The 26,469-nt window shown below is 42.7% G+C and carries 21 protein-coding genes and 1 CRISPR repeat array; of the genes, 19 read left to right on the top strand and 2 right to left on the bottom strand.

What is annotated here, in order from left to right; genetic code table 11:
• Positions 1 to 11 precede the first annotated feature (11 nt).
• The 6 genes from D0T18_RS03710 to D0T18_RS03685 all read left to right on the top strand — a co-directional run bounded on the left by D0T18_RS03710 (position 12) and on the right by D0T18_RS03685 (position 8,125).
• Positions 12 to 683 (top strand): L-threonylcarbamoyladenylate synthase, encoded by a 672-nt coding sequence (locus D0T18_RS03710; RefSeq protein WP_116440504.1) that lies wholly within the window; start codon positions 12 to 14, stop codon positions 681 to 683.
• Between the two features lie 128 nt (positions 684 to 811).
• Entirely contained in the window at positions 812 to 1,915 is a 1,104-nt protein-coding gene (locus tag D0T18_RS03705; protein WP_004108465.1) for an MraY family glycosyltransferase, read from the top strand.
• Positions 1,916 to 2,151: 236 nt separating this feature from the next.
• Positions 2,152 to 3,696: an IMP dehydrogenase gene (gene guaB / locus D0T18_RS03700; RefSeq protein ID WP_004108463.1), complete on the top strand. Its 1,545-nt coding sequence runs from the start codon at positions 2,152 to 2,154 to the stop codon at positions 3,694 to 3,696.
• 199 nt (positions 3,697 to 3,895) lie between these two features.
• Positions 3,896 to 4,603, top strand: a complete 708-nt coding sequence (orn, locus tag D0T18_RS03695) for an oligoribonuclease (protein WP_116440503.1) — start codon at positions 3,896 to 3,898, stop codon at positions 4,601 to 4,603.
• Positions 4,604 to 4,660: 57 nt separating this feature from the next.
• The gene (locus tag D0T18_RS03690; protein ID WP_116440502.1) at positions 4,661 to 6,118 is read left to right on the top strand and encodes an ATP-dependent DNA helicase; all 1,458 of its coding nucleotides are present in this window, start codon (positions 4,661 to 4,663) and stop codon (positions 6,116 to 6,118) included.
• 174 nt (positions 6,119 to 6,292) lie between these two features.
• A complete protein-coding gene (locus tag D0T18_RS03685; RefSeq protein WP_116440501.1) occupies positions 6,293 to 8,125 on the top strand; it encodes a proline--tRNA ligase in 1,833 nt (610 codons plus the stop codon).
• Between the two features lie 123 nt (positions 8,126 to 8,248).
• Here D0T18_RS03685 and D0T18_RS03680 read toward each other — a convergent pair whose 3' ends face one another.
• Positions 8,249 to 8,737, bottom strand: a complete 489-nt coding sequence (locus D0T18_RS03680; RefSeq protein ID WP_116440500.1) for a single-stranded DNA-binding protein — start codon at positions 8,735 to 8,737, stop codon at positions 8,249 to 8,251.
• 316 nt (positions 8,738 to 9,053) lie between these two features.
• On the opposite strand from D0T18_RS03680, the gene D0T18_RS06945 reads away from it, so the two are divergent.
• From D0T18_RS06945 to cas2, 6 genes are all read left to right on the top strand, one after another.
• On the top strand, positions 9,054 to 9,584 hold the full coding sequence (locus D0T18_RS06945; RefSeq protein WP_240318280.1) for a hypothetical protein: 531 nt from the start codon (positions 9,054 to 9,056) through the stop codon (positions 9,582 to 9,584).
• Between the two features lie 21 nt (positions 9,585 to 9,605).
• A complete protein-coding gene (locus tag D0T18_RS06940) occupies positions 9,606 to 9,953 on the top strand; it encodes a hypothetical protein (protein ID WP_240318279.1) in 348 nt (115 codons plus the stop codon).
• A complete protein-coding gene (locus D0T18_RS06935) occupies positions 9,932 to 10,174 on the top strand; it encodes a hypothetical protein (protein WP_240318278.1) in 243 nt (80 codons plus the stop codon). The genes D0T18_RS06940 and D0T18_RS06935 overlap by 22 nt, the downstream gene beginning before the upstream one ends.
• A gap of 119 nt (positions 10,175 to 10,293) precedes the next feature.
• A complete protein-coding gene (cas9, locus tag D0T18_RS03670; protein ID WP_240318277.1) occupies positions 10,294 to 13,866 on the top strand; it encodes a type II CRISPR RNA-guided endonuclease Cas9 in 3,573 nt (1,190 codons plus the stop codon).
• 7 nt (positions 13,867 to 13,873) lie between these two features.
• Positions 13,874 to 14,782 carry a type II CRISPR-associated endonuclease Cas1 gene (gene cas1, locus D0T18_RS03665; RefSeq protein ID WP_004108447.1) on the top strand — a complete coding sequence of 303 codons (909 nt, stop codon included), beginning with the start codon at positions 13,874 to 13,876 and terminating at the stop codon, positions 14,780 to 14,782.
• Positions 14,779 to 15,111, top strand: coding sequence for a CRISPR-associated endonuclease Cas2 (cas2, locus tag D0T18_RS03660; protein ID WP_004108445.1), 333 nt, complete (start codon positions 14,779 to 14,781; stop codon positions 15,109 to 15,111). Before cas1 ends, cas2 begins: the two co-directional genes overlap by 4 nt.
• Positions 15,112 to 15,161: 50 nt before the next feature.
• A CRISPR array of direct repeats spans positions 15,162 to 15,646; the repeat unit is 36 nt; unit sequence CAATTATATCAAGAATGGTAGAAGCTAATTTTCAAC.
• Between the two features lie 785 nt (positions 15,647 to 16,431).
• Here the strand turns inward: cas2 and D0T18_RS03655 are convergent.
• Entirely contained in the window at positions 16,432 to 18,570 is a 2,139-nt protein-coding gene (locus D0T18_RS03655) for a M13 family metallopeptidase (protein ID WP_064621394.1), read from the bottom strand.
• Positions 18,571 to 18,662: 92 nt separating this feature from the next.
• Between D0T18_RS03655 and map the strand changes: the two genes are divergently transcribed.
• From map to D0T18_RS03620, 7 genes are all read left to right on the top strand, one after another.
• Positions 18,663 to 19,436, top strand: coding sequence for a type I methionyl aminopeptidase (gene map / locus D0T18_RS03650; RefSeq protein ID WP_004120872.1), 774 nt, complete (start codon positions 18,663 to 18,665; stop codon positions 19,434 to 19,436).
• An 80-nt stretch (positions 19,437 to 19,516) separates the two neighbouring features.
• Positions 19,517 to 20,653 carry a peptide chain release factor 2 gene (gene prfB, locus D0T18_RS03645; protein WP_116440499.1) on the top strand — a complete coding sequence of 379 codons (1,137 nt, stop codon included), beginning with the start codon at positions 19,517 to 19,519 and terminating at the stop codon, positions 20,651 to 20,653.
• A gap of 63 nt (positions 20,654 to 20,716) precedes the next feature.
• Positions 20,717 to 22,171 carry a cell division ATP-binding protein FtsE gene (ftsE, locus tag D0T18_RS03640; protein ID WP_116440498.1) on the top strand — a complete coding sequence of 485 codons (1,455 nt, stop codon included), beginning with the start codon at positions 20,717 to 20,719 and terminating at the stop codon, positions 22,169 to 22,171.
• Positions 22,171 to 23,094 (top strand): permease-like cell division protein FtsX, encoded by a 924-nt coding sequence (gene ftsX / locus D0T18_RS03635; RefSeq protein WP_012914381.1) that lies wholly within the window; start codon positions 22,171 to 22,173, stop codon positions 23,092 to 23,094. The genes ftsE and ftsX overlap by 1 nt, the downstream gene beginning before the upstream one ends.
• A 146-nt stretch (positions 23,095 to 23,240) precedes the next feature.
• Entirely contained in the window at positions 23,241 to 24,647 is a 1,407-nt protein-coding gene (locus D0T18_RS03630) for a CHAP domain-containing protein (protein ID WP_116440497.1), read from the top strand.
• A 133-nt stretch (positions 24,648 to 24,780) separates the two neighbouring features.
• Positions 24,781 to 25,278, top strand: a complete 498-nt coding sequence (gene smpB / locus D0T18_RS03625) for an SsrA-binding protein SmpB (protein ID WP_116440496.1) — start codon at positions 24,781 to 24,783, stop codon at positions 25,276 to 25,278.
• 277 nt (positions 25,279 to 25,555) lie between these two features.
• Positions 25,556 to 26,464, top strand: a complete 909-nt coding sequence (locus D0T18_RS03620) for an ABC transporter substrate-binding protein (protein ID WP_004108432.1) — start codon at positions 25,556 to 25,558, stop codon at positions 26,462 to 26,464.
• Positions 26,465 to 26,469: the final 5 nt, after the last annotated feature.

The raw sequence follows: 26,469 nt of genomic DNA, 5'->3' as shown, positions 1-26,469 counted from the left end.
AGAGGCAAAAAATGAGCAAAATTTGCAATATCAACGAAGAATCCCTGCAAATGGCAGCGCAAATTATTAACGAAGGCGGCGTGATTGTAGTGCCAACGGACACCGTGTATGGCGTTGCATGCGATCCATTCAATGAAGCCGCTGTTGCCAAAATTTACGAGCTTAAGCGCAGGCCGCGCACAAAGGCGCTGCAAATTTTAATGAGCGGAGTGGAAGATTTAGAAAAACTTGGGCTTTATTTGCCTTCTCCGCTGGATATTCTAGGCAAAAAGTTCCTTCCGGGCGGATATTCTCCGATTGCGCGTGCGAAGAAGGATTCAGTTGCTTCAAATCTTGCAACGCTGTGCAAAACGAATGAAACTGATGCTCAAAACGATGCGAAAACTCAAGCAACTCAAGGCGTGCGCGTGCCGGATTGCCCTGAATTAATGCAAATTTTGCGAGTCACCGGTCCACTGGCTGCTTCTAGCGCGAATCGCAGCGGTAACGAAAGTGCAGACAGTGTAGAAGAAGCATTTGCAGCTTTCGGCAACGAAATTCCGCTGTATTTGAACGCAGGCCCGACTCGCTCGCACGTGGCAAGCACGGTAGTTGGCGCGGATTCAAGCGATAAAGACGGTATTGTGATTTTGCGCGAAGGCGTGATTTCGGAGAGTGAAATTCGTAATGCGTTAAGTGAGTAAGTTTATTAACTTATTTCTGGTACTAAATTTCTGGTACTAACAAATCGCTACAATCAAGATAAGCAAGTGAAAAATTTAACAAACGCTGCTAAACCCAACGAAGTAATCGCATAGCAAAGGACGCATTTATGAGGGTATACCTGTTTATTGCAGCAATTGCAGGCGGTGCTACGTGGCTTATTATGCCTCTTGTTCGTCACCTTGCAATTCGTATGGGTGCTGTTGGCAAAGTTCGCGCTCGCGACGTGCATACTATTCCAACGCCACGTATGGGTGGTGTAGGTATGCTTTTTGGTTTCGCAGTTGCGATGGCGTTCGCTAGTTCTATGCCATTTATTTCCGGGCTTTTTGCAGGAACGCACCAGCCGTGGGTTGTGCTAGCAGGAGCCGTTATGATATGCCTGCTTGGGGTATGCGACGACATTTGGGATCTAGATTGGATGCTAAAGCTTGCCGGTCAGCTGCTTATAGCTGTTTTTGTAGCGTGGGGAGGGTTGCAAATCGTAACTTTGCCGCTAGGATCGCTCGTAACGGCATCTCCAAGCGTGTCAATCGCAATAACTGCAATACTAATCGTTGCTTCAATTAATGCAGTAAATTTTGTAGATGGGCTGGACGGACTGGCTTCTGGAATCGTTGCAATCGGCGGCATTGCCTTCGCAACATACTCATACATGCTTGCGCGCACGTCGCCATCCTACGCTTCAATGGCAACTCTTATTGACGTTGCAATGGTAGGTATGTGCGTTGGATTTATTATGCACAATTGGCATCCAGCAAAACTTTTTATGGGTGACTCAGGCTCCATGTTAATCGGCTACTTAATTACTTGCGCGTCGATTATTATGACCGGCCATTTGGATCCTTCCGCCGTTCATACGAGTATTTATTTGCCTGTATTTATGCCGATTTTGTTGCCGATTCTTGTGCTGTTTTTGCCGGTTCTTGACATGTGCTTGGCTATTTTTAGGCGTGTTGCTAAAGGGCAGTCGCCAATGCATCCGGATCGCATGCACTTGCATCATCGCATGCTGCGCATTGGGCATTCTGTGCAGGGTGCTGTGCTGATTTTGTGGGGATGGGCTGCGCTAATTGCGTTTGGCTCTATTATGATTTTGTTCTTTAAAGCTGTGTATGTGCTTGTTGGAATGATTCTTGCTGCTGCGCTACTTACTGTGCTCACAATGATGCCGTACTTGCGTTGTCGCCTGCCCGAACTTCGCAATTCGTAACAACTGCTTAATTTTGTTTTTCTTAATGTGGCGTGGCGCTCAAAACGTGCGAGTACGCTCGCGCTATAAGCGCTCGCTACGAAACTCGCGTTGGAAGTCCACTGGACTTCCAACTTGAGCGAGTTTCCGCTCCGAATTGCTTTCGCGCGCGCTGTGCTGCGCTCAAGCATGTCGTCGCGCCCGCGTTTGGAGGGTGCGTTTCGGCAAACGTCATAGCAAAAACGTATAGTAACCCTATGGCTACAACTGATATGAACACGGAATCCGTGTATGCTCCTGTTCCACCAATTTTCGAGAAGCTCGGTCTCGCTTATGACGATGTCCTTTTGCTTCCAAACGAAACTGATGTTATTCCGTCCGAAGTGGATACTTCCACTCGTCTGACTCGCGAAATTACCATGAAAGTGCCGACTATTTCGGCAGCTATGGATACTGTTACCGAGTCCGATATGGCTATTGCCATGGCGCGTAACGGTGGCATTGGAGTACTTCACCGCAATCTTTCTATTGATGATCAAGCTGCGCAGGTTGATATTGTTAAGCGCAGTGAATCCGGTATGATTACCGACCCGCTTACTGTTCACCCAGATGCTACGCTCGCCGATTTAGATAAATTGTGCGGGCGTTTCCATATTTCTGGTCTTCCGGTAGTGGATAGCGAAAATCGTTTAGTTGGTATTATTACCAACCGCGATATGCGTTTCATTGCTTCCGAAGACTACGATCGCTTGAAAGTTAAGGATGTGATGACGCGCGAAAATCTCGTCACCGGTCCTTCAAATATTTCTAAGGAAGATGCTCACCGCTTGCTTGCGGATAACAAGATTGAAAAGTTGCCTTTGGTTGATGCTGAAGGTAAGCTTACAGGCTTGATTACTGTTAAGGACTTTGTGAAGACTGAACAGTATCCGGATGCTACTAAGGATGATCAGGGTCGCTTGCGCGTTGCTGCTGGCATTGGCTTCTTGGGTGATGCTTGGCAGCGTGCGTGCGCTCTTATGGAAGCTGGAGTTGACGTGCTTGTGGTCGATACCGCAAACGGCGAGGCTCGCTTGGCTCTCGACATGATTCGTCGCATTAAGGCAGATAAGGCTTTCGACGGCGTGCAAATTATTGGCGGAAATATTGCAACTCGCCAGGGCGCACAGGCTATGATTGACGCTGGTGTTGATGCTGTAAAGGTTGGCGTTGGTCCAGGCTCTATTTGCACTACGCGTGTTGTTGCAGGCGTTGGTGTACCTCAGCTTACTGCAGTTTACGATGCGGCTCAGGCTTGCAAGGCTGCTGGAATTCCATGCATTGCAGACGGTGGTATTCACTATTCCGGCGATATTGCTAAGGCTTTGGTTGCTGGCGCGGACACCGTTATGCTCGGCGGCACTTTGGCCGGCTGTGAGGAAGCTCCAGGCGAGAAGGTTCTTCTTCACGGCAAGCAGTACAAGCTTTACCGCGGCATGGGCTCGCTTGGTGCAATGGCTCCTCGTGGTAAGAAGTCTTATTCGAAGGATCGTTACTTCCAGGCAGACGTTACCAGCTCCGATAAGGTGGTTCCAGAAGGCGTTGAAGGCGAAGTTCCATATCGCGGTCCGCTTAACGCTGTGCTTTACCAGCTTCTCGGCGGCTTGCACCAGTCAATGTTCTACGTTGGTGCGCACAATATTAAGGAAATGCAAGAGCGCGGCCGCTTTATTCGCATTACTGATGCTGGTCTTCGTGAATCACATCCTCACGATATTGTGATGACTGCAGAAGCACCAAACTACAGCGGTTTCCACAACTAAATCGCAAGTTGCGCAAGTTGCGCAAGTTGCGCGTATTACGTAAGTTGCGCGTGTAAGTCGCAACTATTTTTGCATTAAACGGCGAAAAGTTACGCAAGTTATCTACAACTTGCCTGCTTTTCGTCGTTTTTAATACGCGTCTCGTCGGTAGGAAGATGTAGGCTGATGGGTTCGAAAAAATATTAGGAAAGGAACGAAAATGGCTGAAGCTAAGGAAGATCTTACGTTTACGCCGGAAGAGTCGCGCTTAATTTGGATTGATTGCGAGATGACGGGACTTGATATTTTCCACGACGAATTATGCGAAGTATCTGTAGTTCCAACCGACTTTAATCTGAAAGTTTTGGACGACGGTATTGATTTAGTGATTAAGCCGAGCGATGCTGCTGTGGCTCATATGAACGATTTTGTACGCAATATGCACACTTCTTCTGGACTTGTTGACGAGTGGAATAAGAACGGTTTGTCTTTGGAAGAAGCGCAAAAGCAGGTAGTTGAATATGTAAAGCGCTTCCTGCCGGCTCGCGGAAAAGCGCATCTTGCTGGAAACTCAGTTGGTTCTGACAAAAAGTTCCTCGACCGTTACATGCCAGATTTAATGGCAAATCTGCACTATCGTGTAATCGACGTAAGTACGTTGAAGGAAATTTCGCGCAGGCTTTACCCGGACGTTTACCGCAATAAGCCGGCAAAACACGGCGGTCACCGTGCGCTCGCGGATATTATTGAGTCGATTGACGAGCTTCGTTACTACCGCGATATGATGTTCGTTCCAGCACCAGGCCCAAGCGAGTCTCAAGCAAAAGCCGGTGCGCAACACATTGAAAGCACGAGCTTGCTTCGTGACTATGAGCGTCGCGGAGAGGCATTAGAAGACGCAAATTCCGCAGAAAAGCGCGACTACTAAACACAACGCTACTATTAAATAAAGCGCGACTACTAAACGCAATAAAAGGTACTGCCAATGAAGCAATCCGAAGCCTTAACCATAATCAACGCTGGCGCGAGCGCGTTCATTACCGGCGCTCCGGGTGCAGGTAAAACCTACGTATTAAACGAAGCTATTCGCGCAATGCGAAAGAACGGTTTAAGCGTTGCTGTAACTGCCTCTACCGGTATTGCGGCAACGCACTTAAACGGTCAAACCATTCACTCGTGGAGTGGAGTTGGAGTTTCAAACGCGCTTACGGATACGCTTCTTAAAACAATTAGAGCTAGGCGAGGAAAGCGCATAAAGGCCACGGACGTGCTCGTGTTGGACGAAGTTTCCATGATTCACGCGTGGCTTTTTGACATGGTTGATGAAGTTTGCCGGAAGGTGCGCAAAAATCCCGCTCCTTTCGGCGGGCTTCAAGTAGTTATTTCGGGCGACTTCTTCCAATTGCCGCCTGTTAGCACTTCTATGCGAAATCGTGATGTGTTCGAGCCGAGCTCGGAGTTTATTTCGTCGCGCGAAAAGTATGCTGGAGCTGGAAAAAATCCGGAAGGCTATATTACGGAATCGTTTGCATGGGACGCTTTGAAACCTGTTGTGTGCTACTTAACTGAGCAACATCGTCAGGATGACGGCAAGTTGCTAGAAGTTTTGACGGATATTCGTAGCGGTCTCGTGAGTGACGACGATAAGCAAGTGCTTGCTAGCCGCCTTGGTGAGTATCCGCAAGATGACGAAGTTGCAGTACATCTTTTCCCAACGAACGCGCAAGCAGACGGATTAAATAATATGCAGCTTGCAGCAATTGATGCAGAGTCTCACGAGTTCGTAGCAACGGAAGCTGGGCCTAAAAATCTTGTTGAGCGCTTAAAAAAGAATATGCTTGCTCCGGAACGTTTAGTTTTGAAGGCTGGAGCTGCTGTGATGGCATTGCGAAACGATCAGGAAAAGCAGTACGTAAATGGCTCTGTTGGGCGCGTGTTGCGTTTTGCGCCTGAATCTAAGGGCGGCTGGCCGATTGTTGAGTTTGAAAACGGCAATATTGTGACTCTTAAGCCTGCTGCTTGGGAGATGACGGACGGCGAAACTGTGCTTGCTAGCGTAAATCAAGTGCCGCTTCGTTGCGCGTGGGGAATTACGATTCATAAGTCGCAAGGTATGACGCTCGATGCTGCGGTAATGGATTTGCGTAGAACTTTCGCTCCCGGAATGGGTTATGTTGCGCTTTCTCGCGTGGAAAATCTGAAAGGTCTTTATTTAAAGGGTATTAACGAGCGCGCTTTTAGCGTTTCAGTTGATGCCGTTCTACTAGATGGATCTTTGCGCGATGCTTCCAAACATGCGAGTGAGATGCTTGCTAGCGATGGTGCTTCTGTATTTTTGACAGATAAGTTTGAAGGCGATTCTGCAAATCAGCAAGAGTTTAGTTTTTTTGAAAATGCTGGAGACAGTGTTGCGGACGAGTTTTCTTTCGACGATGAGTTTTAGTGTGATACGCGTTTTTACTGGCGCGCGGCTTTTTCTTTACATAGCTGCTTAGTTTATGTCGCTTTGGCAGATTTGCGCGCCCCATGACCTAATTGACATTACTAATCGAGTATTACTTTTGTTGATGCGTGTAAACAAGTGTTTATGTCCTCATGCGCAAATAGATTGGAACGCATGAATTCCAATGTACTTCGTATGTCTCAGCTATTCCTTCGTACGCTGCGCGAGGATCCTGCAGACGCGGACGTGACTTCCGCAAAACTTATGCAGCGCGCAGGCTATATTCGTAAATCTGCACCAGGTGTGTGGACTTGGCTTCCGCTAGGACTTAAGGTTTTGAACAAGGTTCAGGCGATTATTCGCGACGAAATCAACGGTATCGGTGCGCAGGAAGTTCACTTCCCGGCACTTCTTCCGCGTGAGCCTTACGAGGCTACCAACCGTTGGGAAGAATATGGCGACAATATCTTCCGTCTTAAGGATCGCCACCAAGCTGACTATCTTCTTGCTCCAACGCACGAAGAAGTTTTCACGCTTCTCGTTAAGGATATGTATTCTTCGTACAAGGATTTGCCTGTTACTTTGTATCAGATTCAAACGAAGTATCGCGACGAGTTCCGTCCGCGCGCTGGTCTTATTCGCGGTCGCGAGTTTATTATGCAGGATGCTTATTCGTTCTCGATTGACGAAGATGGTTTGAAATCTGCTTACGTTGAGGAGCGCGCTGCTTACGCTCGAATTTTCGACCGTTTGGGCATTAAATACGTGATTGTTCACGCTGTTTCCGGCCCAATGGGTGGCTCTGATTCCGAAGAGTTCTTGGCTCCAATGCCAATTGGTGAAGATACTTTTGCGCTCGCACCTTCAGGAAAAGCTTGGAATGTTGAGGCTCTTACCACTCCAGAAATGCAAGATGTTGATTATTCGGCAACTCCTGCAGCGCAATCTCTCGAAACTCCAGACGCTAAGACGATTGAAGCTTTGGTTAAGGTTTCTAACGACTTGCATCCGCGTAAAGATGGTCGCGAATGGCAAGCAGACGACACTTTGAAGAACTTGATTATTGCTGTTAAGCATCCGGCAGATGCTGAAGGCGGCGAGCATGAGGAGCCATGGCGCGAAATCGTGGCGATTGGTATTCCAGGGGATCGCCAAGTAGATATGAAGCGTCTTGAAGCTCAGTTTGCTCCTGCAGAAATCGAAGAAGCAACTGAGGATGATTTGAAGTCTCATCCTGAGTTTGTTAAGGGCTACATTGGCTTTAGCGTATTAGGTCCTCAAGCTCGCAAAGAGGGTAGGGGTATTGCAAATCCTGTTCGCTACTTGATGGATGCTCACGTTGCAAAGGGAAGTGCTTGGATTACAGGAGCTGACGAAGACGGAAAGCACGTTTACGACGCTGTTTACGGCCGCGATTTTGAGGCGGACGGTGTTGTTGAAGCAGCCCAGGTTCGTGACGGTGATATGAGCCCAGATGGTTCCGGTCCGTTGAGCTTCGAACGCGGTGTGGAAATCGGCCAGGTGTTCCAGCTTGGCTTAAAGTATTCTAAGGCTTTGGGCTTAAGCGTTCTTAACGAAAACGGTAAGGCTGTGCCGGTTTGGATGGGTTGCTACGGTATTGGTGTTAGCCGCGTGATCGCATGTTTGGCAGAAACACATCACGACGACGCTGGTCTCGCATGGCCTATGGCGATTGCTCCAGCTCAAGTTCACGTGGTTGCAACAGGCAAAGATCAAGTTGCTTTCGACGCTGCTGAAAAGATTGTTGAAGAGCTTAGCAAGCAAGGCATCGAAGTAATCTTTGACGACCGTCCAAAGGTTTCTCCAGGCGTAAAGTTCAAGGATGCTGAGCTTGTTGGCGTGCCGCTGATTGCTGTTGCTGGTCGCGATACAGTGAACAATGGAACTATTGAAATCCGCAATCGCGATGGCTCAAACGTTGAGGCAGTTCCAGTTGACGAAGCTGCCGCTCGAATCGTATCTCGCGTAAACGATTTGCTTAAGTAATGACCTGTTTTACAATTTGCCGCCAGGAATACTACTATTCTTGGCGGCATTATTTTATTGTATTCATATTAATTTATTGTGGTGTGAGTTTAGTGGATTTCTCGAATTGCGATTTTATTTTCCTTAAATATCAGTTTCGCCTCCAAATTCGTCATTCGAAATGTTTGCGTTAGAGTTATTTTGTTGTGCATTGTTCTTCTGCTGTACTTGATTACTTTCTTTCGTATGATCATTTTTAGCGGAATCAGCGTTTCGCTTTGTAAATTGTGTAGTTCCACGATTTAAATCGTGACCAATAGCAGAAGCTTCCAAAATTACGCGATTATAATCGTTTCCATCTTTCGTCCAGTTTTCTGTACTCAAGTTGCCGTATACAACGATTGCATCGCCTTTATGAACGCTTTTTAGCACGTTTGAAGCCAAAGTCCTATACGCTTTCACAGTCATCCAAGTAGTTGGACGCTCATGCCATTGCTGCTCGTCGTTGCGGTAATATGATTGCGTGCTCGCGATTCGTAGCGAACAAGCCGGAGAATTTTCACTTCGCCCAAAGCTTACAGGTTCAGCACCTACGTATCCACTAATAGTCACGGTTGACTGTTGTTGTGCCATATTTCATAGTCCTTTCACAAATTGGACTGCAGCCATTTCAGCCCCGAAATACAGAGCCATCATTGCCTCTGAGCTTCGCAGCCACGAGGAAATGCCGCAGTAATAACAACTATGAACTTTGCGCAACAACTTTGCCAGCAAACTTTTCTATTGTGGTTAAAACCTAGGTTTTATCCACAATGTAATTAATCTCTTGACTACAGCAAAATATGTAGTAAACGCTCAACAATTAACTGTACATGCGTAATAATTTCTCATTGCAGGGTAGTATTGAGCAAACGTATTAAAAATGTTGAATGTAGTGAAGAAGATATTTATGGTGGGAAGTAATCAGCAATATGCGAAGCATAAATCTAATATGCGCATAAGTTGGGTTAGTATCCTTGTTATTTCTGCTGTATGCCTAGCTGCATGCGCAATATCGCAAAATTTTGCTGATTTTACTTTAGAAAATTCTAATGCGTATCATCAGGCGTATCATCAGGCGTATAATCGCGAATATCATCACGAATATCATCAAAATCCAATAATTCAAACAACTAATTCTGCTTCTGCTGCAGCTTTTATTCAGTCAAGTAATGTAGCGCGTTACGTTCTTTCTTCTATTCGAAACGCAAGATCTAGGCTTTACGATGATTGCAGCACGTATTTTAATGGCGCTCCTTTGCAAGATTACGTGAGCCGCTACGGTCTTACTAAAGAAGCGTATGTTAATAATATTCAGTACGATTCTGCAAATGAAGATGATGCTTTCCGTCGCGCGCAAGAAACCGCTCAGCATGAGCAGTTTGGCCATTTTGGCCCAGATGGTGTGAGCGAGCCTGATTACACTGGCCGAAAGGCGTGAGGTGAAAATTTAAGTTGGGGTGTGGATCTTGCTGGTTCTATGCAATTGTGGATTCAAGATGAAGAGTCGGCTTTGCGTGCAACCGGCGGAAGTTTTAACGAAGATAATGGACATTTGTATCAGATTTTGAATCCTAGCAATATTTCTTTCGATTACGGAGAGGCTTCGGGCGGCCCTTATGGTGTTGTTGGAGCGTTGACACTATCGGAATATAACGGTGATATTGATTATCCGGATGGAAAGATTGGCCCAGAATCTCCCGAAGAGCAAAAAAGCGTGCTGAAGAGGAGCGAAAGAAGAAGGAAGAGCAGAAGCGTAAAGACGAGGAAGCTAAGAAGAAAAAAGCTTTGGCTAAAAAGAAGCATTTGAAGCATAAGCATCATAAAAAGTTAGCGAAAGCTATGAAGAAAAATGCTTCAACGTATAAATTTATTGTGATTATTTCTGCGGTTTTAAGCGTGCTTGTTTTGTGCGCAATTGCAGCGGTAGCTTGGATTTTCTTAAGACGAAGGCTGATTTCTAAAAATAGTTTGCACGTGAAGCATATTGCGCGTAGCAAAACAAGTCTACATTTAGAGCAACGCCGTTAGTTTGGCATTCTCGTGATTAAGCTCATTCTATGTTATAGATATTTATTACATGAAAATTTATAGATAGTTATTTTATTTATACAAATAGATAGTTATTTTATTTATACAAATAATTGCTTATGATTCTGTATATGGAAGGTAATATTTCTTATGCTATCGGCATTGACGTCGGTTTAAATTCAGTAGGTCTTGCTGCGATTCGTTTGGATAATAATGGTGAACCTATAAGAATACTTAAAGCAATGAGTGTTATTCATGATGCTGGTATTGATCCAAATGGGGCAAAAGAATCTGATACGCGTAAAGCAATTTCTGGTGTCGCGCGGCGCGTGCGCAGGCTGTATCGTCAGCGCAGACGTCGTTTGCAGAAACTTGATTTTCTATTGCATTCATTGGGTTTTCCTGTTGTTGAAAACAAGGATTTAGATTTTTCTGATTCGTTTACTCCATGGATTTTTCGTGCAAAACTTGCTGATGAATATATTGCGGATGAAAAACAACGTAAACAAATGTTAAGCGTTGCAATTCGTCATATTGCTAGACATCGTGGTTGGCGCAATCCTTATCAGTCAATAAAATCAATGACACAAGAGACTGAGTATTCTGAATTTTACAATGAGTTGCTAAAAAATATTGAAAAGTTTGCGCCGGGAGTAAGTTGTGAAGGTTCTACGCCTGCGCAATTAGTGCGTGATTATCTTTTATCACAACAAGGTAAAGCCTCGCGTCGCTTACGTATAACTACGGACGATAGAAGGAAAAATCATCCAAACTCATTAGATCCTGTTTTACCACGTAAGCTAATGCAAAGTGATAACATGCTTGAGATTCTCAATATTTTCAATGTGCAACATATTGATAACAAGTATGTTAGAGAGCAGATTATTAATGCTGTTTTTTATGCGAAATCTCCGCGTGGATCTGCAGAAAATCGTGTTGGCAAGGATGCTATAACAGGAAAGGGTAAGCGTGCACTAAAGGCATCGTTAGCGTTTCAGAAATATCGAATCATATCTACTATTTCTAATCTGCGCATAAGAGAAAATTCAAAAGAGCGTTGTTTAACAATAGAAGAAAAGCAAAGTGTTTATAAATTATTAACAACTTCGACTGATGAGTCTTCAAAAGAGAAAAGCGCTGAAGCGCCATTATATACTTGGATTGATGTAGCTGATTGCCTCGGAATTGAACGCTATAAGTTGCGTGGAGTAGGATCGCAAATAGAAGATGGAGAATCTGTTGGTAATCGTCCTCCAATGTTGAATAGTGAGTTAGCTATTCTTTATGCGAATGCTAAATCTTTAAAGCAATCGTTGATTACTTGGTGGTTAGCTGCTAATCGTACGCAAGAAGATAAAGAAGCTTTTATTGAGATATTGAGCAACACGGTAGACATAGAAGCAATTCATGATAATCCTGAATATCAAGATAAGTACGGTTCAGTAATAGCGTTTATTGATTCAATGGATGAAACAGAAATTGCGGCATTAGAAAATATTTCATTACCTGATGGTCGTGCTGCTTATAGTTTGGAAACATTAGATAAACTCAATAAACAAATGCTTGAAACTGATGATGATTTATTTGAAGCGCGTAAAAAGTTATTTAATTTACCAAATAATTGGCGCCCATCTGAAGCTCCTATTGCAGAGCCAACAGGTAATCCTTCAGTTGATCGAGTATTGAAAATTGTGCATCGATTCCTTATAAGTGCTAAAAATCGTTGGGGTAATCCTGAACGTATTAATATTGAACATGTTCGTTCTGGATTCCAATCTAAAAAAATGGCGAATTCATATAAGAAATTATTAGATAAACGAACAGAAGGTAAAGAAAATCTTAAAGCAATGATGCGGAATTCTTTGCATTTAGGCACGAGTGATTCTATTTCAGATGCAGATATACGTCGTTATGAGGCTGTTCAACGTCAGAATGGGCAATGTTTGTATTGTGGCTCTGAGATTACTTATCATACTTGTGAGCTAGATCATATTGTTCCGCGTAAGGGACCAGGTTCTACGAATACTCGTGAGAATTTAGTTGCTACTTGCTCATCGTGTAACGCTCAAAAGTGTAATACTCCTTTTGCAACTTGGTGCGAGGAGTCTACATATTGCAAGAATCATGATATTAGTGTAGATTCCGCTATTAATCGGGTTCGTGCTTTTATTTTCCCTCCTAACTCATACGACAAACGCGGTGCTAGCCAATTCAAAAAAGAAGTTATAGCTCGCCTGAAACAAAAAGTTGGTGATGAAGCGTTCGATAATCGCTCTATTGAATCGGTTGCATGGATGGCAAACGAATTGCATCGTAGAATTGATTGGTATTATAATTCGCAGAATTATCAAACAAACAATGGTATTTCCGATATAACTAATAAAGCTCAAACAAATGTTGGAGTTTATGCTGGATCGCTTACTGCTATAGCAAGAAGAATGTCTGGAATTGACGGAAAACTAGAGTTCTTTGATGGTAGAAGAAAAACTCGTTTTGATAGACGACATCATGCAGTTGATGCATCAGTAATTGCAATGATGACTCCAGGAATAGCTCAAATACTTGCAATTAAATGCAATCTGCGTGAAACACAGTTATTGCAAGGTAATAAAGTGGTTCCCGGTGGTATTGATTGGAAAGAATATCCAACGGCGAATGATCAAGGATATCAGCAATATGCTAATTGGTCTGTTCGTATGAATGCGTTATTGGAACTTCTTAATGAAGAAATGAGAGCTGATCGTATTGCTGTGGTTAATTCTATTCGTTTGAGATACAGTAATTCTTCTGTTCACAAAGATGATGTACATGCATTATTAAAGTTGCACGTCGGCGATGAAATCGACAGTGAAACAATCCGACGTGCTTCTACTCCTGCACTTTATTGTGCTTTGACAAGGAATCCTGATTATGATGTAAATAATGGTCTTCCTGAAAATACAGATAGAACTATCCTGTTGCATGATAAGAAGTTAAATGCAGACGATTCAATTACTTTTTTCAAATCAAAAGCAGCACAACTTTTCGTACGAGAAGGTTCTGTAGAGATTGGTAATTCTATCCATCATCTACGCATTTATGAATACTTTGAAAAGTTAAAAAGTGGGAAAGTTAAAAAATCCTATGGAATGATTCGTGTATTTCAAGATGATTTGCATAGATATATTCATGAAGATTTATTCTCGTGTGATTTGCCTGAGCAATCTATCTCAATGAGATATGCTGATACGAAAGTCGCTCATGCTGTGCAAACAGGTAATGCTAATTATCTCGGATATCTTGTGCCTGGTGATGAGATTATCGTTGATTTTAGTCATGTTAAATTATCAGGATATATTGGTGAATTTGTAGAATTCTTAAACAAGATAGGAGCAAATTGTGCAGCATATAAGCATTGGGTGGTTGCGGGTACGGATGATAAAACAACTTTGATACTTAAACCATCGATGATTTCTTCTGAAGGAATTGACAAGTTGTATTCGAATTGCGAGCGAAATAACTTCGATTATGCTTCTTATGAAAAATCTATTGATAAGATTCTAGTTGATAAAGGTTGGCGTGTTTCGGTTAATGTATTGGATCAGTATAAAGCAGCGACTATTCGACGTAATGCGTTAGGTGAGCCTCGTTGGGCATCGCGTTCTCATTTACCTATTTCTTGGAGTTGGGATACTGGAGAAAATAGAGAATAGAGGAATTATGCAGAATGCTTGGCGTGTGATTGATTGTACTAATTTGCAAGGTGAATTACGGTATATTCGCGGTAGGATTTTAGTGTGTGATCATGCATTAGAGCAGAAAGTCGAAATTCCGCTAGCTGAAACGGCAATATTGCTTATTGGTTTGCATTGTAATTGTTCTGCAGGTCTTCTTCATCAGTGTGCTGAATATGGTACTTGTGTAATGACCTGTGATTGGCGATGCGTTCCTGTCAGTGCTATGCATTCGTGGACAAATGTTCCTACGAGAATTACAGTTCGTCAATTGTCTCAGGCAACAATGAGTGTTCCTCGAAGAAAAGCAGCGTGGGCTCAGATTGTTCGCGCGAAAATACGTGGACAAGCGGCTTGCCTTGATTTATTAAATAAAGAGGGAGGTGGATTATTACGAGGATTATCTAATACTGTTCGTTCTGGGGATGTAACGAATAGGGAAGGTCAAGCTGCTCGTGAATATTGGAAACGTATTTTTCCCGAGGAAGAAGATTTTCATCGTAAACCCGGGTCTGGTCAAGATAGGAATGCTTTACTTGACTATGCTTACATGGTGTTGCGTGGTTTCTCCATTCGTGCAGTTCTATCTGCCGGTCTTAATCCAACAATGGGTATGAATCATCATAATGGTACTAATTATTTCTGCTTAGTAGATGACATAATTGAACCGTTTAGACCAGCTGTTGATTACGCTGTTTCAAAATTATCATTCTCAGATACTCCAAATGATAAAGCAGTTAAAAAGTATTTAATCGACAGTGTTAATCAACAGTTTAATGGTTCTGGACATACGATTCCTAGTGCCTTATCTGATTTAGCTCAATCATATGGTATTTATGTGGAAAAAGGCGTGGAAGAATTTCAAGTACCACAATTCGTAAGGAGTGGATTATGAAAGTCGATGAGGACAGTGGTGGCATGTGGTGTTTAGTAATGTTTGATTTACCAGTGAAAACAAAAGTGGAGCGTCATGCTGCAACTGTATTTCGCAATATGCTGCTTGATATGGGATATGCAATGGTGCAATTTTCTGTATATGTTCGTTATAGTCCCACTCAAACAGGAAATAGAACTTCAGTAAAAATAATTAAGGATAATCTTCCGCCGCGTGGATCTATACGCATTTTACATGTCAGTGATCATCAATGGTCATCTGCGCAACGTTATTACAATGCCAGGCAAGAAAAGAAAGAAGAAACCCCAGATATCGCTATGCTTTTTTAATCGTAAAAAGCTTTATAATAGTTGAAATTCTACCATTCTTGACGATATACCAATTATATCAAGAATGGTAGAAGCTAATTTTCAACTATTAATATTGCTGTTCGTCTTCCTAAACAATTATATCAAGAATGGTAGAAGCTAATTTTCAACATGAGTGAGTACGATTTTAGAGCTAAGACAATTATATCAAGAATGGTAGAAGCTAATTTTCAACCATCTGCTGGGATGGCGACGGTAAAAACCAATTATATCAAGAATGGTAGAAGCTAATTTTCAACTGACATATCATGGTATCAGCGCGGCATTCAATTATATCAAGAATGGTAGAAGCTAATTTTCAACATAAATAACGGTGTTAAAAATGGTAAAACAATTATATCAAGAATGGTAGAAGCTAATTTTCAACCCTATGAGTCGTAAAATGCAACGACGGAACAATTATATCAAGAATGGTAGAAGCTAATTTTCAACTTGAAGCATCCGGAGAGTGTAGTCGATGCAATTATATCAAGAATGGTAGAAGCTAATTTTCAACTAATAAATAAAAACGGGGAAGCTGGAAAGCTTCCCCTGCAGTGATAATCATCAAAACTGCTGAGCAATCAAACTGGATAACAAGTCCAGTCTTATTGAAAATTAGCATTTCTAATATATCATTTTTAAGAAATAGAAAACAAGTGATTTTTTTAAGTTTTGTTAAAAGATTTGAAAAAGTAATATATTGATATAATTAGTGGGTAGCGTAGTTGAAAATATTTTCACTTTACGTATGTGTGCGTTTTCTAAAAAATGTCTTCTAGGAATGTATGTGTAGGATTATAGGCTCAAAAGTGTGTAAAGCTAAGCTGATGAATATTCTGTGCATAAACCATAGCTTCAGCACCGTTACTAACTCAGTTATCTAACTGAGAAAGTAACGGTAATCACCCAAACACTGTTACTAACTCAGTCAGCAGGCTGAGAAAACAACGGTCATGCGTTACTAGTGCAGTAAGTAGACTGCGTTAATAACGAATAAGCGGGGTTATACGTTACTAGTGCAGTACAAAAACTGCGCCAGTAACAGCGTTTGACGATTTACTGTTAATTCATCTAATACATGCTTCGAACGCCACTTAGCATAAGGAATAACCCACATTCGGTATACTGTGAGCCCTACTGCAATAAGGGTTATGAGCTTATTTTTTACACACTTTTAGCATATAACCCCATATATCCATAATGGGAACGTTACTAATGTAGCGTTCCCATTATGTTGCTTTATAGTAAGAAAATTATTTAAGCGTTACCTGCGCGCGACAATCATTTGCATTATGCAACTTACCAAATGTGTACGCGCTCAGCAGGGTCGAGCCACATTTCGTCGCCTTCTTTAACGTCGAAAGCATCGTAGAACAAGTCTACGTTACGAGCAATGCCGTTAGTGCGGCATTCGGCTGGGGAGTGCGGGTCGATTTGAAGCAGCTGTTCCGCAATTTCATTACGAGCCTTGGAACGCCATACTAACGCGTAGCTTAAGAAGAATCGCTGCAAAGCAGTGAAACCATCTACTTCAGGAGCGTTCAGCAAAGTTTCGCGAATCGCATCTTCACTTCCGTCAATTTCATGCCCTTCACTCTTTTGCAAAGCGAAAGCGTATGCTTTAAGTGCAATAGTCACGCCGCTTAAATCGCCAATATTTTCGCCGATTGTTAAAGCACCGTTTACGTGAGGCATCGCATTGCGCTCTTCTTTGCTCTTCAAGTGAGAGTACTTAACAATAAGCTGCGTTGGTGTGAAAGCATTGTATTGCTCAATAAGCTTCTTAGTGCGCTCAGTGAAGTTGGTTTTGTCTTCTTCAGTCCACCAATTGTTAAGCATGCCGTCGCCGTCGTATTCGCAACCTTGGTCGTCAAAACCGTGGCCGATTTCGTGGCCAATCACTGCACCAATAGCGCCATAATTTGCTGCGTCTGGAGCGCTCGGGTTAAAGAATGGTGGTTGCAAAATTGCAGCAGGGAATACGATTACGTTAAGCAATGGATCGTAGTAAGCGTTCACAGTTTGCGGAGTCATCTGCCATTCTTCGCGATCCACGGGCTTTCCAGCTTTCGCAGTATTCTTACCGAAGCCAAATCGATAAACTTCGCGCATATTTTCAACTAAACCAGCGTCTTCCTTAATATTTAACGCAGAGTAGTCAACCCAATGGTTTGTGTAACCAATATTTGGCTCAAATTTACTAATCTTTTCCAAAGCTTTCGCTTTAGTTTCCTCACCAAGCCAGCTGCTGTGAGAAATCGACTCGCGGTAAGCGTTAATAAGATTGTCAACTAAGCCTTGCATATATTCCTTAGAAGACTCAGGGAAATGCAATCGCACGTATTCGCGTCCAACTTCCTCGCCGCAGGCATCGTCAACAACTCCGACTGCTCGCTTCCAGCGGTCGCGCTGCTTTGTGGCACCAGAAAGCACTTTGCCGTAGAAGTCGAATCGCGCTTGTGCAAAATCTTCACTAAGTAAGCTTGCCCAGCGCAAAATCACGTGCACGCGCGCCCAAAGCTTTAAATCTTCTAAGTCGGCTTCTTGCCAAATCTTATTCAAACCTTCCATAAAGCTTGGCTCGTGAACTACAACTTTGTTAAAAGCTTCACGAAGGTTGATTGGCTGATTTGTTGCTTCTTCGCAATTATCGTACGCTTTTTGAGTAGCGTCTAAGAAAGCGTCGAGATTAAGCGCTTCAAGAGTTTTTGCTAAATCGGCATAATTGTAAGGATTATAGGTTTTTTGAGAATCGCGAGTTGCTACGTTATCCCAATGGTAGCTCGCTATTTTAGTTTCAACATTCAAGAAACGCTCGGCTTGCGCTTGTGTAGTAGTTGCGTCTCCGTAGCCTGCTAAGCGCAGCAAAGAAGCTACCATTTTTACATATTCAGTGCGAATTGGAGCGTAGTTATCTTCGCGATAGTATGCTTCGTCTGGCAAGCCCAATCCCGATTGCTCAATATGCATAATATTCGTCTTAGGATCTTTAGGGTCTCCGTAAACGCCAAAATAAAACATTGCATCTGGACCGCCGTACGGATTAAGCGCGCCAATAGTGCGAACCAAATCTTCCTTAGTTTCTGCTGAATCCACAGCGTCTAAATCGCCCTTAATTGGCGTAATTCCAGCTTTTTCAATAGATGCGGTATCCAAATAGTTACGGTATAAGGTTTGCGACTTTTTGGCTGGGCAATTTTCGTTTTCTAAAATATCTCGAATTTGCTTTTCTGCATCTTCCGCAAGCTTGTGGAAAGCACCATACATTGGTTTGTCTTCTGGGAGAGTGTAAGTGTCAATCCAAGGACCGTTTATGTAACGGAATAAATCGTCTTGTGGTCGAGTAACCGAAGAGAAGGATGCAGGGTCGAAATCTACAGCAGAAATTTCCTTCTGTGATTCCTTATTATTACTATTATTTTCATTGTTGTTAGACATGTGCCTAGATTACATGTATTAAGCGACATCATTTAGCTAGTATTTTCGCTATATTTTGCTTTATTTTCGTGCCTGCGCGTTAGTCTTGAAGCATGATTGAACTTAAAACTCCATCTGAAATTGAAGCGATGAAGCCTGCAGGTCGCTTCGTCGGTAGTATTCTTAAAGACTTGAAAGCAATGACCAAAGTTGGCACGAATCTTCTTGAGATTGATGATTTCGTTCGCCAGCGTATTATGAGCCGCAAAGGTGCGTCTTCTTGCTATGTTGATTACGCTCCTGATTTTGGTACAGGACCTTTTGCGCACTATATTTGCACGTCTGTAAACGATGCTGTTCTTCACGGAGTTCCTTTTGATTATAACCTTAAAGACGGCGATTTGTTGACTCTTGATTTGGCAATTAACGTAGACGGATGGGTTGGTGATTCCGCTATTAGTTTTGTGGTTGGAAAGCATGCAGATCCTGAGGATTTGCGCTTGATTAAGTGCACTGAGGAAGCTTTGGAGGCTGGCATTAACATGGCTCAGCCTGGCAACCGTCTTGGCGATATTTCTGCAGCTGTTGGTTGCGTTGCTCACGAGTACGGCTACAGCGTAAATCTTGAGTTTGGCGGTCACGGAGTCGGTCATATTATGCATGGCGATCCGCACGTTCCTAACGATGGCACTGCTCACCACGGCTACAAGCTTCGCCCAGGTTTAGTTATTGCAATTGAGCCATGGTTCTTAAAGACTACTGACGAAATTTACCAGGATCCTAAGGATGGTTGGACTCTTCGCTCTGCTGATGGTTCTCGCGGTGCTCACAGCGAGCACACGATTGCAATTACGGAAAACGGTCCTGAGATTTTGACCGTGCGCTAAACTTATCAATAGTTGATTTTGTAAGTATTTTGCGAGTAGTAATTGCGTAAAACAGGTATGTAAAGAGGTACTTTAAGTAAATGGCGGAATTTGATTTTTCCCAAGCATTAAATGATGTTGAAGCAAAGTATTCTTCGATTTCTAAAGCACTAGACGTCGATTCGTTGAAGGCTACGATTGCTGATTTAGAAAAGCAGGCTGCAGAGCCTGGACTTTGGGATGATTCTGAGCATGCTCAGCAGGTTACGAGTAAGCTTTCCGCGGCTCAGTCTCAGTTGAAGCGTTTGCAAGCTGTAGATCAGCGCATTGAAGATACTAAGACTTTAATTGAGCTTGGCCAAGAAGAAGGCGATGCTGATTCTATGAGCGAGGCTCAAGAAGAGCTTGGAAATATTACTCACGAGTTGGACGATATGGAAGTTCAGACTCTTCTTGACGGCGAATATGATGCTCGTTCTGCAGTTGTTACGATTCGCTCTGGTGCTGGCGGCGTGGATGCTGCTGATTTTGCTCAAATGCTTCTTCGTATGTACTTGCGCTGGGCTGAGCGAAACGGTTACAAAACTAAGATGATGGACACGTCTTATGCGGAAGAAGCTGGTATTAAATCCGCTACTTTCCAAGTGGATGCTCCGTACGCGTATGGTCGTCTTTCTGTAGAAGGCGGTACTCACAGAATGGTTCGTATTTCGCCATTCGATAATCAAGGCCGTCGACAGACTGGCTTTAGCGCAGTGGAAGTAATCCCTTTGGTTGAAGCTACAGATCATATTGATATTCCAGATTCGGATATTCGCGTGGATACTTTCCAGGCTTCAGGGCCAGGAGGTCAGGGCGTGAACACTACGTATTCTGCTGTTCGTATTACGCATTTGCCAACCGGCTTGGTTGTTTCTATGCAAGATGAGCGAAGTCAGATTCAGAACCGCGCCGCTGCAATGGCAGTTTTGCAATCGCGTTTGCTTGTGCTTAAGCATGCTGAGGAAGCTGCAAAAAAGAAGGAACTTGCTGGAGATATTAAGGCAAGTTGGGGAGATCAAATGCGCTCTTACGTGCTTCACCCTTATCAGATGGTGAAGGATTTGCGCACTGGTTACGAAACTTCACAAACTCAAGCTGTTTTTGACGGCGATATTGACGGTTTTATTGAAGCTGGCATTCGTTGGCGTCACGAGCAGCGAGTTGCAGCTCAAAAAGAAGCTGAAGCAGAATCTTAAATAAAACTAAAGCTAGAACTAAAAACCAACAATTACACATAATCTTCGGAAGGAATTGAAACAATGTCGCTGATTTCATTAGATCATGTGTCAAAAATATATCCTCGAGGTACACGTCCTGCATTAGACGATGTGTCTTTGCATGTAGATCGCGGAGATTTTGTGTTTCTTGTTGGCGCTTCCGGTTCTGGTAAAACTACATTGCTTAGTTTGCTGCTTCGTGAAGAAGAAGCAAATGGTGGGGAAATTCACGTAGCTGGTAACGATTTGCGCAGACTTTCTAACCGACAAGTGCCGCAGTATCGTAGATCTCTTGGCTTTATTTTCCAGGATTATAAGCTGCTTAATAATAAAACAGTTTACCAAAATGTTGCTTTTGCTTTGGAAGTGATTGGCACGAGTCGGTCTACGATTCGTTCACTTGTTCCTCGTGTTCTTGAAACGGTTGGTTTGACTGGTAAAGAAAATAATTACCCACACGAGCTTTCTGGTGGTGAGGCGCAGCGAGTTGCAATTGCTCGCGCATACGTCAATCACCCTCAAATTATTCTTGCAGATGAGCCTACTGGTAATTTGGATCCAACTACTTCTCTTGGAATTATGGAAGTTTTGGATGCTATTAACCGAACTGGCACAACGATTGTTATGGCTACGCATAATGAGGAAATTGTGAACTCAATGCGTAAGCGAGTTGTGGAGCTTCATGCTGGAAAAATTGTGCGTGATGAGCGTGAAGGATCATATGATTCTGCATTGTATTTCCCAGATAGTGAAGTTGAGCATAATTCTAAAGCACAACAAACTGTTGAAAATTCTCAAGATCAATCAGATCGCGATGCTCAAAAGTCAATTGCTCAATCTGAGCATACTGAACGTCATAAGAGGCTTTCTAAAAAAGCTCAACGTGCTGCTCAGGCGCGTGAAGTTGTTGACATGGTAACGCAATCGTTGAAGAGTGACACTTCAGAAAATGAAGGAATCGCACGTTTGGCTCAGTCTGTTCATTCTGGCAGAACTGGTCGTTACGGCGAAGTGTTCCAGTCTTTGGAAACAACGATGACTTGGGGACGAGGATTGATTTCTTCAAACGATAATGAAGATGTTGAAGAGAATGATTCAGAAGTTGAGATTTCGGAAGATAATAAAGAATCCTCTGAAGTTGCCGGAAATTCTGAAACTGCAGAAACTGCTAATACTACTGAGACTACTGATAATCACGAAACTGCAGAAACTAATGAATCTCACGAATCTCACGAAACTGCTGAAACTAATGAATCTACTGAATCTACTGAAAACTCTGAAGTGAGCGAAGAATCACAATCCGAAACCGGCGATGAGTTGCAGTCAGAAGCAGAAAGTAAGTTACAATCCGATGTTGAATCTGAGCGTAAATCTCAGCTTCCTCCTATGCCTCCAGCTCCGCCTAAGCCACCTGTTGCAGCTGAAAATACTAATAATGAGAACATTAGTGTTGACGATAGCAATAATGACATTAATAAAACTGAAGGAGCAGAGTAATGCGTTTACGATTTATTTTTTCCGAAACTTGCATTAGTTTGCGTCGTAATGTTTCGATGATTCTTTCGGTTATGCTTGTAACGTTCATTTCTTTCCTTTTTATTGGTGTTTCAGTGCTTATGCAAGCGCAGATTACCAAGGCAAAAGGTGACTGGTATGACAAAGTAGAAGTGGTTGCCTGGCTGTGCCCGGATGGAACTAGCCAATCTCCTTCTTGTGCTTCTGGAAAAGCACCTACTGATGCCGAAATTGTAAAATTGGAGCATATTATTCACCAAGAATTAGGCGATGATGTTTCAAATATCACTTATGTTAGCCGCAATGAATTTTATAAAAACACATTCTTAAAGCAATATCCTAACGGAATGTATCAAGGACGTACTTTAACTGCGGCAGACATGCAAGATTCGTTGCGCTTGAAGCTTACTAATCCTATGAAATATCAGGTTGTCTCAGAAGTTCTTTCTGGACGCGATGGTGTGGAAGAAGTTGTTGATCAGCGTCAGATTTTTGATCCTGTTTTCAGTGTGCTTAATCGCGCTACTGTTGTGACAATTGTGCTTGCAGCAGTTATGGTTGTTGTAGCGATTATGCTTACTGGCACTACGATTCGAATGTCTGCTGCTAGCCGTCGTCAAGAAACCGAAATTATGCGCTTAGTTGGTGCCTCTAACTGGACTATTCGTATGCCGTTTCTTCTTGAAGGAGCGTTCGCGTCGTTTGTGGGTTCTTTACTTGCTGGTGCTGCGCTAAGTTTAGTAGTTAAAGTTTTTGTAACTGATTGGCTTGCGCAGAATGTGCGTTGGATGCCATTTGTTACTCAAACAACTGTGTGGCTATGCGTTCCAATACTTGTAGCTGGTGCAGTAGTGTTATCTATAGTTGCTTCTGCTATTGCTTTGAGGCGATACTTAAAAGCTTAAAATGCAAAATAATAGGTGCGTAATTATTTGCGTTATTTTCGCATGAGCATTGTGAAAGTACTATTTTAGAAGATTTGAAGTAGAAACTCGCGTGATTCCTTGCATTACGGTATAATTCGCAATAGTGATGTTGAAAGGGAAGTGATATGAGCGAAGATCGACATAGCATGTATGCAATTCGACGCACTCACACTGTAGTGAGTTTAATAGTTGCTATTTCAATGATGTTTGCTGGTGTTGCTGGTGCATTATTTAATGCGTCTACAGCAAGTGCTGTCAACATGAAGGAATATAGGCGCAAAATACAACGAAACGAGAATTTGAAGCGCCAACTTGCTGGTGTAAGTAAACAACTTGCAAATAAGATCATTGAATTGAATGATTTAAATGAGCATAAAATTCCAAATCAAATACGAGCTGCTCAACAAGCAGAAGAGCAAGCTTCTCAGGCGCGCAGTCTTGTAGAATCAACGCAGCAGCGTCTAGAGTCTGCACAAAAAGATAAGCGTGATTTGGAAGAGAAAATTAAAAAAACTGGTGAAGATTTTGATGATGCTAAGGCTGCTGTAGCACAGCTTGCTCGTAAGAGTTTCCATGGTTCTCAGGCATCTAATGTTATGGATATTGTGACTAAATCAACTACTACAGAACAGTTTGTTGGAAAGTTACAATCCGAGGCTGCTGTTGCTAGAAGTGAAGCAAATGCTGCTAATGATGCTGCTATTAAGTTGAATACTTCTATGAATCGTCGTCAGCGTTTGGCTGCTATTGAAGCAGAAATAACCAAGTTAAAGCAGCAGGCGGATGTTCAAGCGCAAAGTGCTCAAATCGCTGCGAAAGCCGCCAATGATCGCAAAAAGTCCTTGCAAAGTTTGCGAGATCATGGTGAAGAGATTCGTAAGCAGCTGGAAGGTCAAAAGAGTAGTTTGACTTCTCAGTCTGCGCGTGAGGCTGCAGAAATTGTAGCAATGAAATCTGCCATCGATGCTCAAGCGCGTGCTCTTGCTAATAAGTCATTCGCTAAAGCTGATCCGAATGCTGGTAATCGCCAGCAATTGAATGGAAGCTCTGGAAAGAATGTTTACCTTCCTCCGATGCAACTTTCTAATGGTGCTGCTAATGGTATGAATTATACTGTTCCTGGAAATTGCGCAGAAGGTTCTAAGTTCTGCTACGGGCATAATACTGGAAACACTGTTGGTGGTTCTGCTTATCCTGCTCGTCAATGCACGTTATGGGCTTATTTGCGTCGTTCGCAACTTGGTTTGCCTGTTGGCTCCTACATGGGTAATGGTGCTGAGTGGGCGAATACTGGTCGTAGGTTTGGATATTTAGTTAATAGAATTCCACATGTTGGTGCTGTTATGGTGTTTGCTCGCGGTCAACGCGTCGGCAACTGGAATGCTGATTGGCAATATGGACATGTTGCGGTTGTGGAACGTGTGAATGCTGATGGATCAGTTCTTATTTCTGAAGGTGGAACTGGTTTTTCGACATTCCCTGCTTATGAAACTATTTATAATCCAGGCGATTACGAGTATGTGCATTATTAAATATAAGCACTTCAAAGTTTTCAATTTGTTGAAATTGAAAACTTTGTAAGTTTACGACTTATTGTTCTTGCCATAAGATAGTAGTATCTTATGGCAAGTTTCTTTTGTGCGTGATGTGTACTGGAGGGGAATTATGGCAAATAAGCCTGCGCAAGATGGCACTGTTACTGTGGCACAAAACCGTAAAGCGCATCATGATTATGTAATTGAAGATTGTTATGAAGCAGGTCTTGCTCTTACTGGTACTGAAGTTAAGTCACTTCGCGAAGGGCGTGCTTCTTTAGCTGAATCATTTGTGAATATTGATCGTCGTGGTGAAATGTGGCTTGAAGGAGCAAATATTCCTGAATATTTAAACGGCACATGGAATAATCATGCTCCTAAGCGCAAGCGTAAGCTTCTGCTTCATGCTGCTGAGATTGCTAAGCTTTCTAGGCAAACTGAGGCGAAAGGCTACACTGTTGTGCCTTTGCGTTTGTATTTTAAGGGAAGCTACGTAAAAGTAGAAATTGCTTTAGCGCGCGGTAAAAAGGAATTTGATAAGCGTCAGGCTTTGCGTGAGGAGCAAGATAAGCGAGCGGCTTTGCGTGAAATGCGTTACCGTAATCTGCGTTCTCGTAGTATTGATTGAGAGTTGACGCTTCTTTTTTTATGCGTTTGTGAAACACTTGCTTGCTTCGCACGTGATAAAAAGTGAGGTAATGCGACACGCACATATTATACATTATTGCGAATAATATGCAGTTTTTGTTTATGAAAAGTATAATTATTGTGCAGATGTACCGCATGAGTATCTTTGTATATTCAATAATCGTATAAAAGGCTGTTGAATTTGTAGGGTTATCGTGTATAGTTATACACATTAATGCAAATTATAGATTCTTAGTACATACATGAGGAGAAGAACTATGTTTAAATCTATGAAGCCTGTTGCTATTGTTGCATCTTTAGTAATGATTGGCAGTATTGCTGCATGTGGACCTGCTGATTCTAAAGAAGCAGACCCTGATGTTGCTCGTAGCTATGATGTAAGTCATGTGCAAAAAGATGATGCTGTTGCAGCCTTGGTACCAGCACCAGTTGCAAAAACAGGAGAGTTAACTGTTGGTGTAAACGTAAGTTATGCCCCTGCAGAATTCTTTGCTGCAGACGGTAAAACTCCTGTAGGTTACGAAATTGATTTTTCGAAGGCTCTTGCAAAGGTCATGGGCTTAAAAGCAAAAATTATGCATGCTCAGTTTGACTCAATTATTCCAGCAATAGGAAGCAAATATAATGTTGGTATTTCTGGTTTTACAGTAAATGCTGAACGTATGAAGTCTGTAGACTTTATTACTTATGCAAACGCAGGTTTGTCTTTTGAAGTGCGTAAGGGAAATCCTACTAAAGTAGATCCAAAGAACCTTTGTGGCAAGAAAGTAACTTTGGAAACTGGAACTGTTGGCGAACCTATTATGGAAGAAGCAAAGAAACAGTGCGCAGCTAAAGGAAATAAGCCTCTTGAAATCATGAGCTTCAAGGAGCAAACTGACGCAACTACCGCACTTCTTTCCGGTCGCGCTGATGTTATGTATGCAGATACTCCTGTTGCAGGTTACGCTTCAATTAAGAATCCTGGAAAGCTTGAAATTTTGGAAAATAGCAAGGATTCTGAACCAATGGGAGCGGCTGTTAAAAAGGGTGATGCAGCGATGCTGAAGGCTGTAAAAGCTGGCATTGATAAGCTTATGAAGTCCGGCGTCTACAAGGATATCTTGAAGAAGTGGGGCGTTGAAGATGTTGCTATTGAAAAGTCTGTAGTTAATCCAAAACTATAAAACTT

It is taken from the genome of Gardnerella swidsinskii, assembly GCF_003397705.1.
GTDB classification, from domain to species: Bacteria; Actinomycetota; Actinomycetes; order Actinomycetales; family Bifidobacteriaceae; genus Bifidobacterium; species Bifidobacterium swidsinskii.
The sequence above is the reverse complement of the archived record's forward strand: the minus strand, read 5'-3'. Positions and strand labels throughout refer to the sequence as shown.

What these genes read in the sequence shown, in the direction of transcription:
- D0T18_RS03710 (WP_116440504.1), top strand. Translation starts at nt 12, where the DNA reads ATGAGCAAAATTTGCAATATCAACGAAGAATCCCTGCAAATGGCAGCG.
- D0T18_RS03705 (WP_004108465.1), top strand. Translation starts at nt 812, where the DNA reads ATGAGGGTATACCTGTTTATTGCAGCAATTGCAGGCGGTGCTACGTGG.
- guaB (WP_004108463.1), top strand. Translation starts at nt 2,152, where the DNA reads ATGGCTACAACTGATATGAACACGGAATCCGTGTATGCTCCTGTTCCA.
- orn (WP_116440503.1), top strand. Translation starts at nt 3,896, where the DNA reads ATGGCTGAAGCTAAGGAAGATCTTACGTTTACGCCGGAAGAGTCGCGC.
- D0T18_RS03690 (WP_116440502.1), top strand. Translation starts at nt 4,661, where the DNA reads ATGAAGCAATCCGAAGCCTTAACCATAATCAACGCTGGCGCGAGCGCG.
- D0T18_RS03685 (WP_116440501.1), top strand. Translation starts at nt 6,293, where the DNA reads ATGAATTCCAATGTACTTCGTATGTCTCAGCTATTCCTTCGTACGCTG.
- D0T18_RS03680 (WP_116440500.1), bottom strand. Translation starts at nt 8,737, where the DNA reads ATGGCACAACAACAGTCAACCGTGACTATTAGTGGATACGTAGGTGCT.
- D0T18_RS06945 (WP_240318280.1), top strand. Translation starts at nt 9,054, where the DNA reads ATGGTGGGAAGTAATCAGCAATATGCGAAGCATAAATCTAATATGCGC.
- cas9 (WP_240318277.1), top strand. Translation starts at nt 10,294, where the DNA reads ATGATTCTGTATATGGAAGGTAATATTTCTTATGCTATCGGCATTGAC.
- cas1 (WP_004108447.1), top strand. Translation starts at nt 13,874, where the DNA reads ATGCAGAATGCTTGGCGTGTGATTGATTGTACTAATTTGCAAGGTGAA.
- cas2 (WP_004108445.1), top strand. Translation starts at nt 14,779, where the DNA reads ATGAAAGTCGATGAGGACAGTGGTGGCATGTGGTGTTTAGTAATGTTT.
- D0T18_RS03655 (WP_064621394.1), bottom strand. Translation starts at nt 18,570, where the DNA reads ATGTCTAACAACAATGAAAATAATAGTAATAATAAGGAATCACAGAAG.
- map (WP_004120872.1), top strand. Translation starts at nt 18,663, where the DNA reads ATGATTGAACTTAAAACTCCATCTGAAATTGAAGCGATGAAGCCTGCA.
- prfB (WP_116440499.1), top strand. Translation starts at nt 19,517, where the DNA reads ATGGCGGAATTTGATTTTTCCCAAGCATTAAATGATGTTGAAGCAAAG.
- ftsE (WP_116440498.1), top strand. Translation starts at nt 20,717, where the DNA reads ATGTCGCTGATTTCATTAGATCATGTGTCAAAAATATATCCTCGAGGT.
- ftsX (WP_012914381.1), top strand. Translation starts at nt 22,171, where the DNA reads ATGCGTTTACGATTTATTTTTTCCGAAACTTGCATTAGTTTGCGTCGT.
- D0T18_RS03630 (WP_116440497.1), top strand. Translation starts at nt 23,241, where the DNA reads ATGAGCGAAGATCGACATAGCATGTATGCAATTCGACGCACTCACACT.
- smpB (WP_116440496.1), top strand. Translation starts at nt 24,781, where the DNA reads ATGGCAAATAAGCCTGCGCAAGATGGCACTGTTACTGTGGCACAAAAC.
- D0T18_RS03620 (WP_004108432.1), top strand. Translation starts at nt 25,556, where the DNA reads ATGTTTAAATCTATGAAGCCTGTTGCTATTGTTGCATCTTTAGTAATG.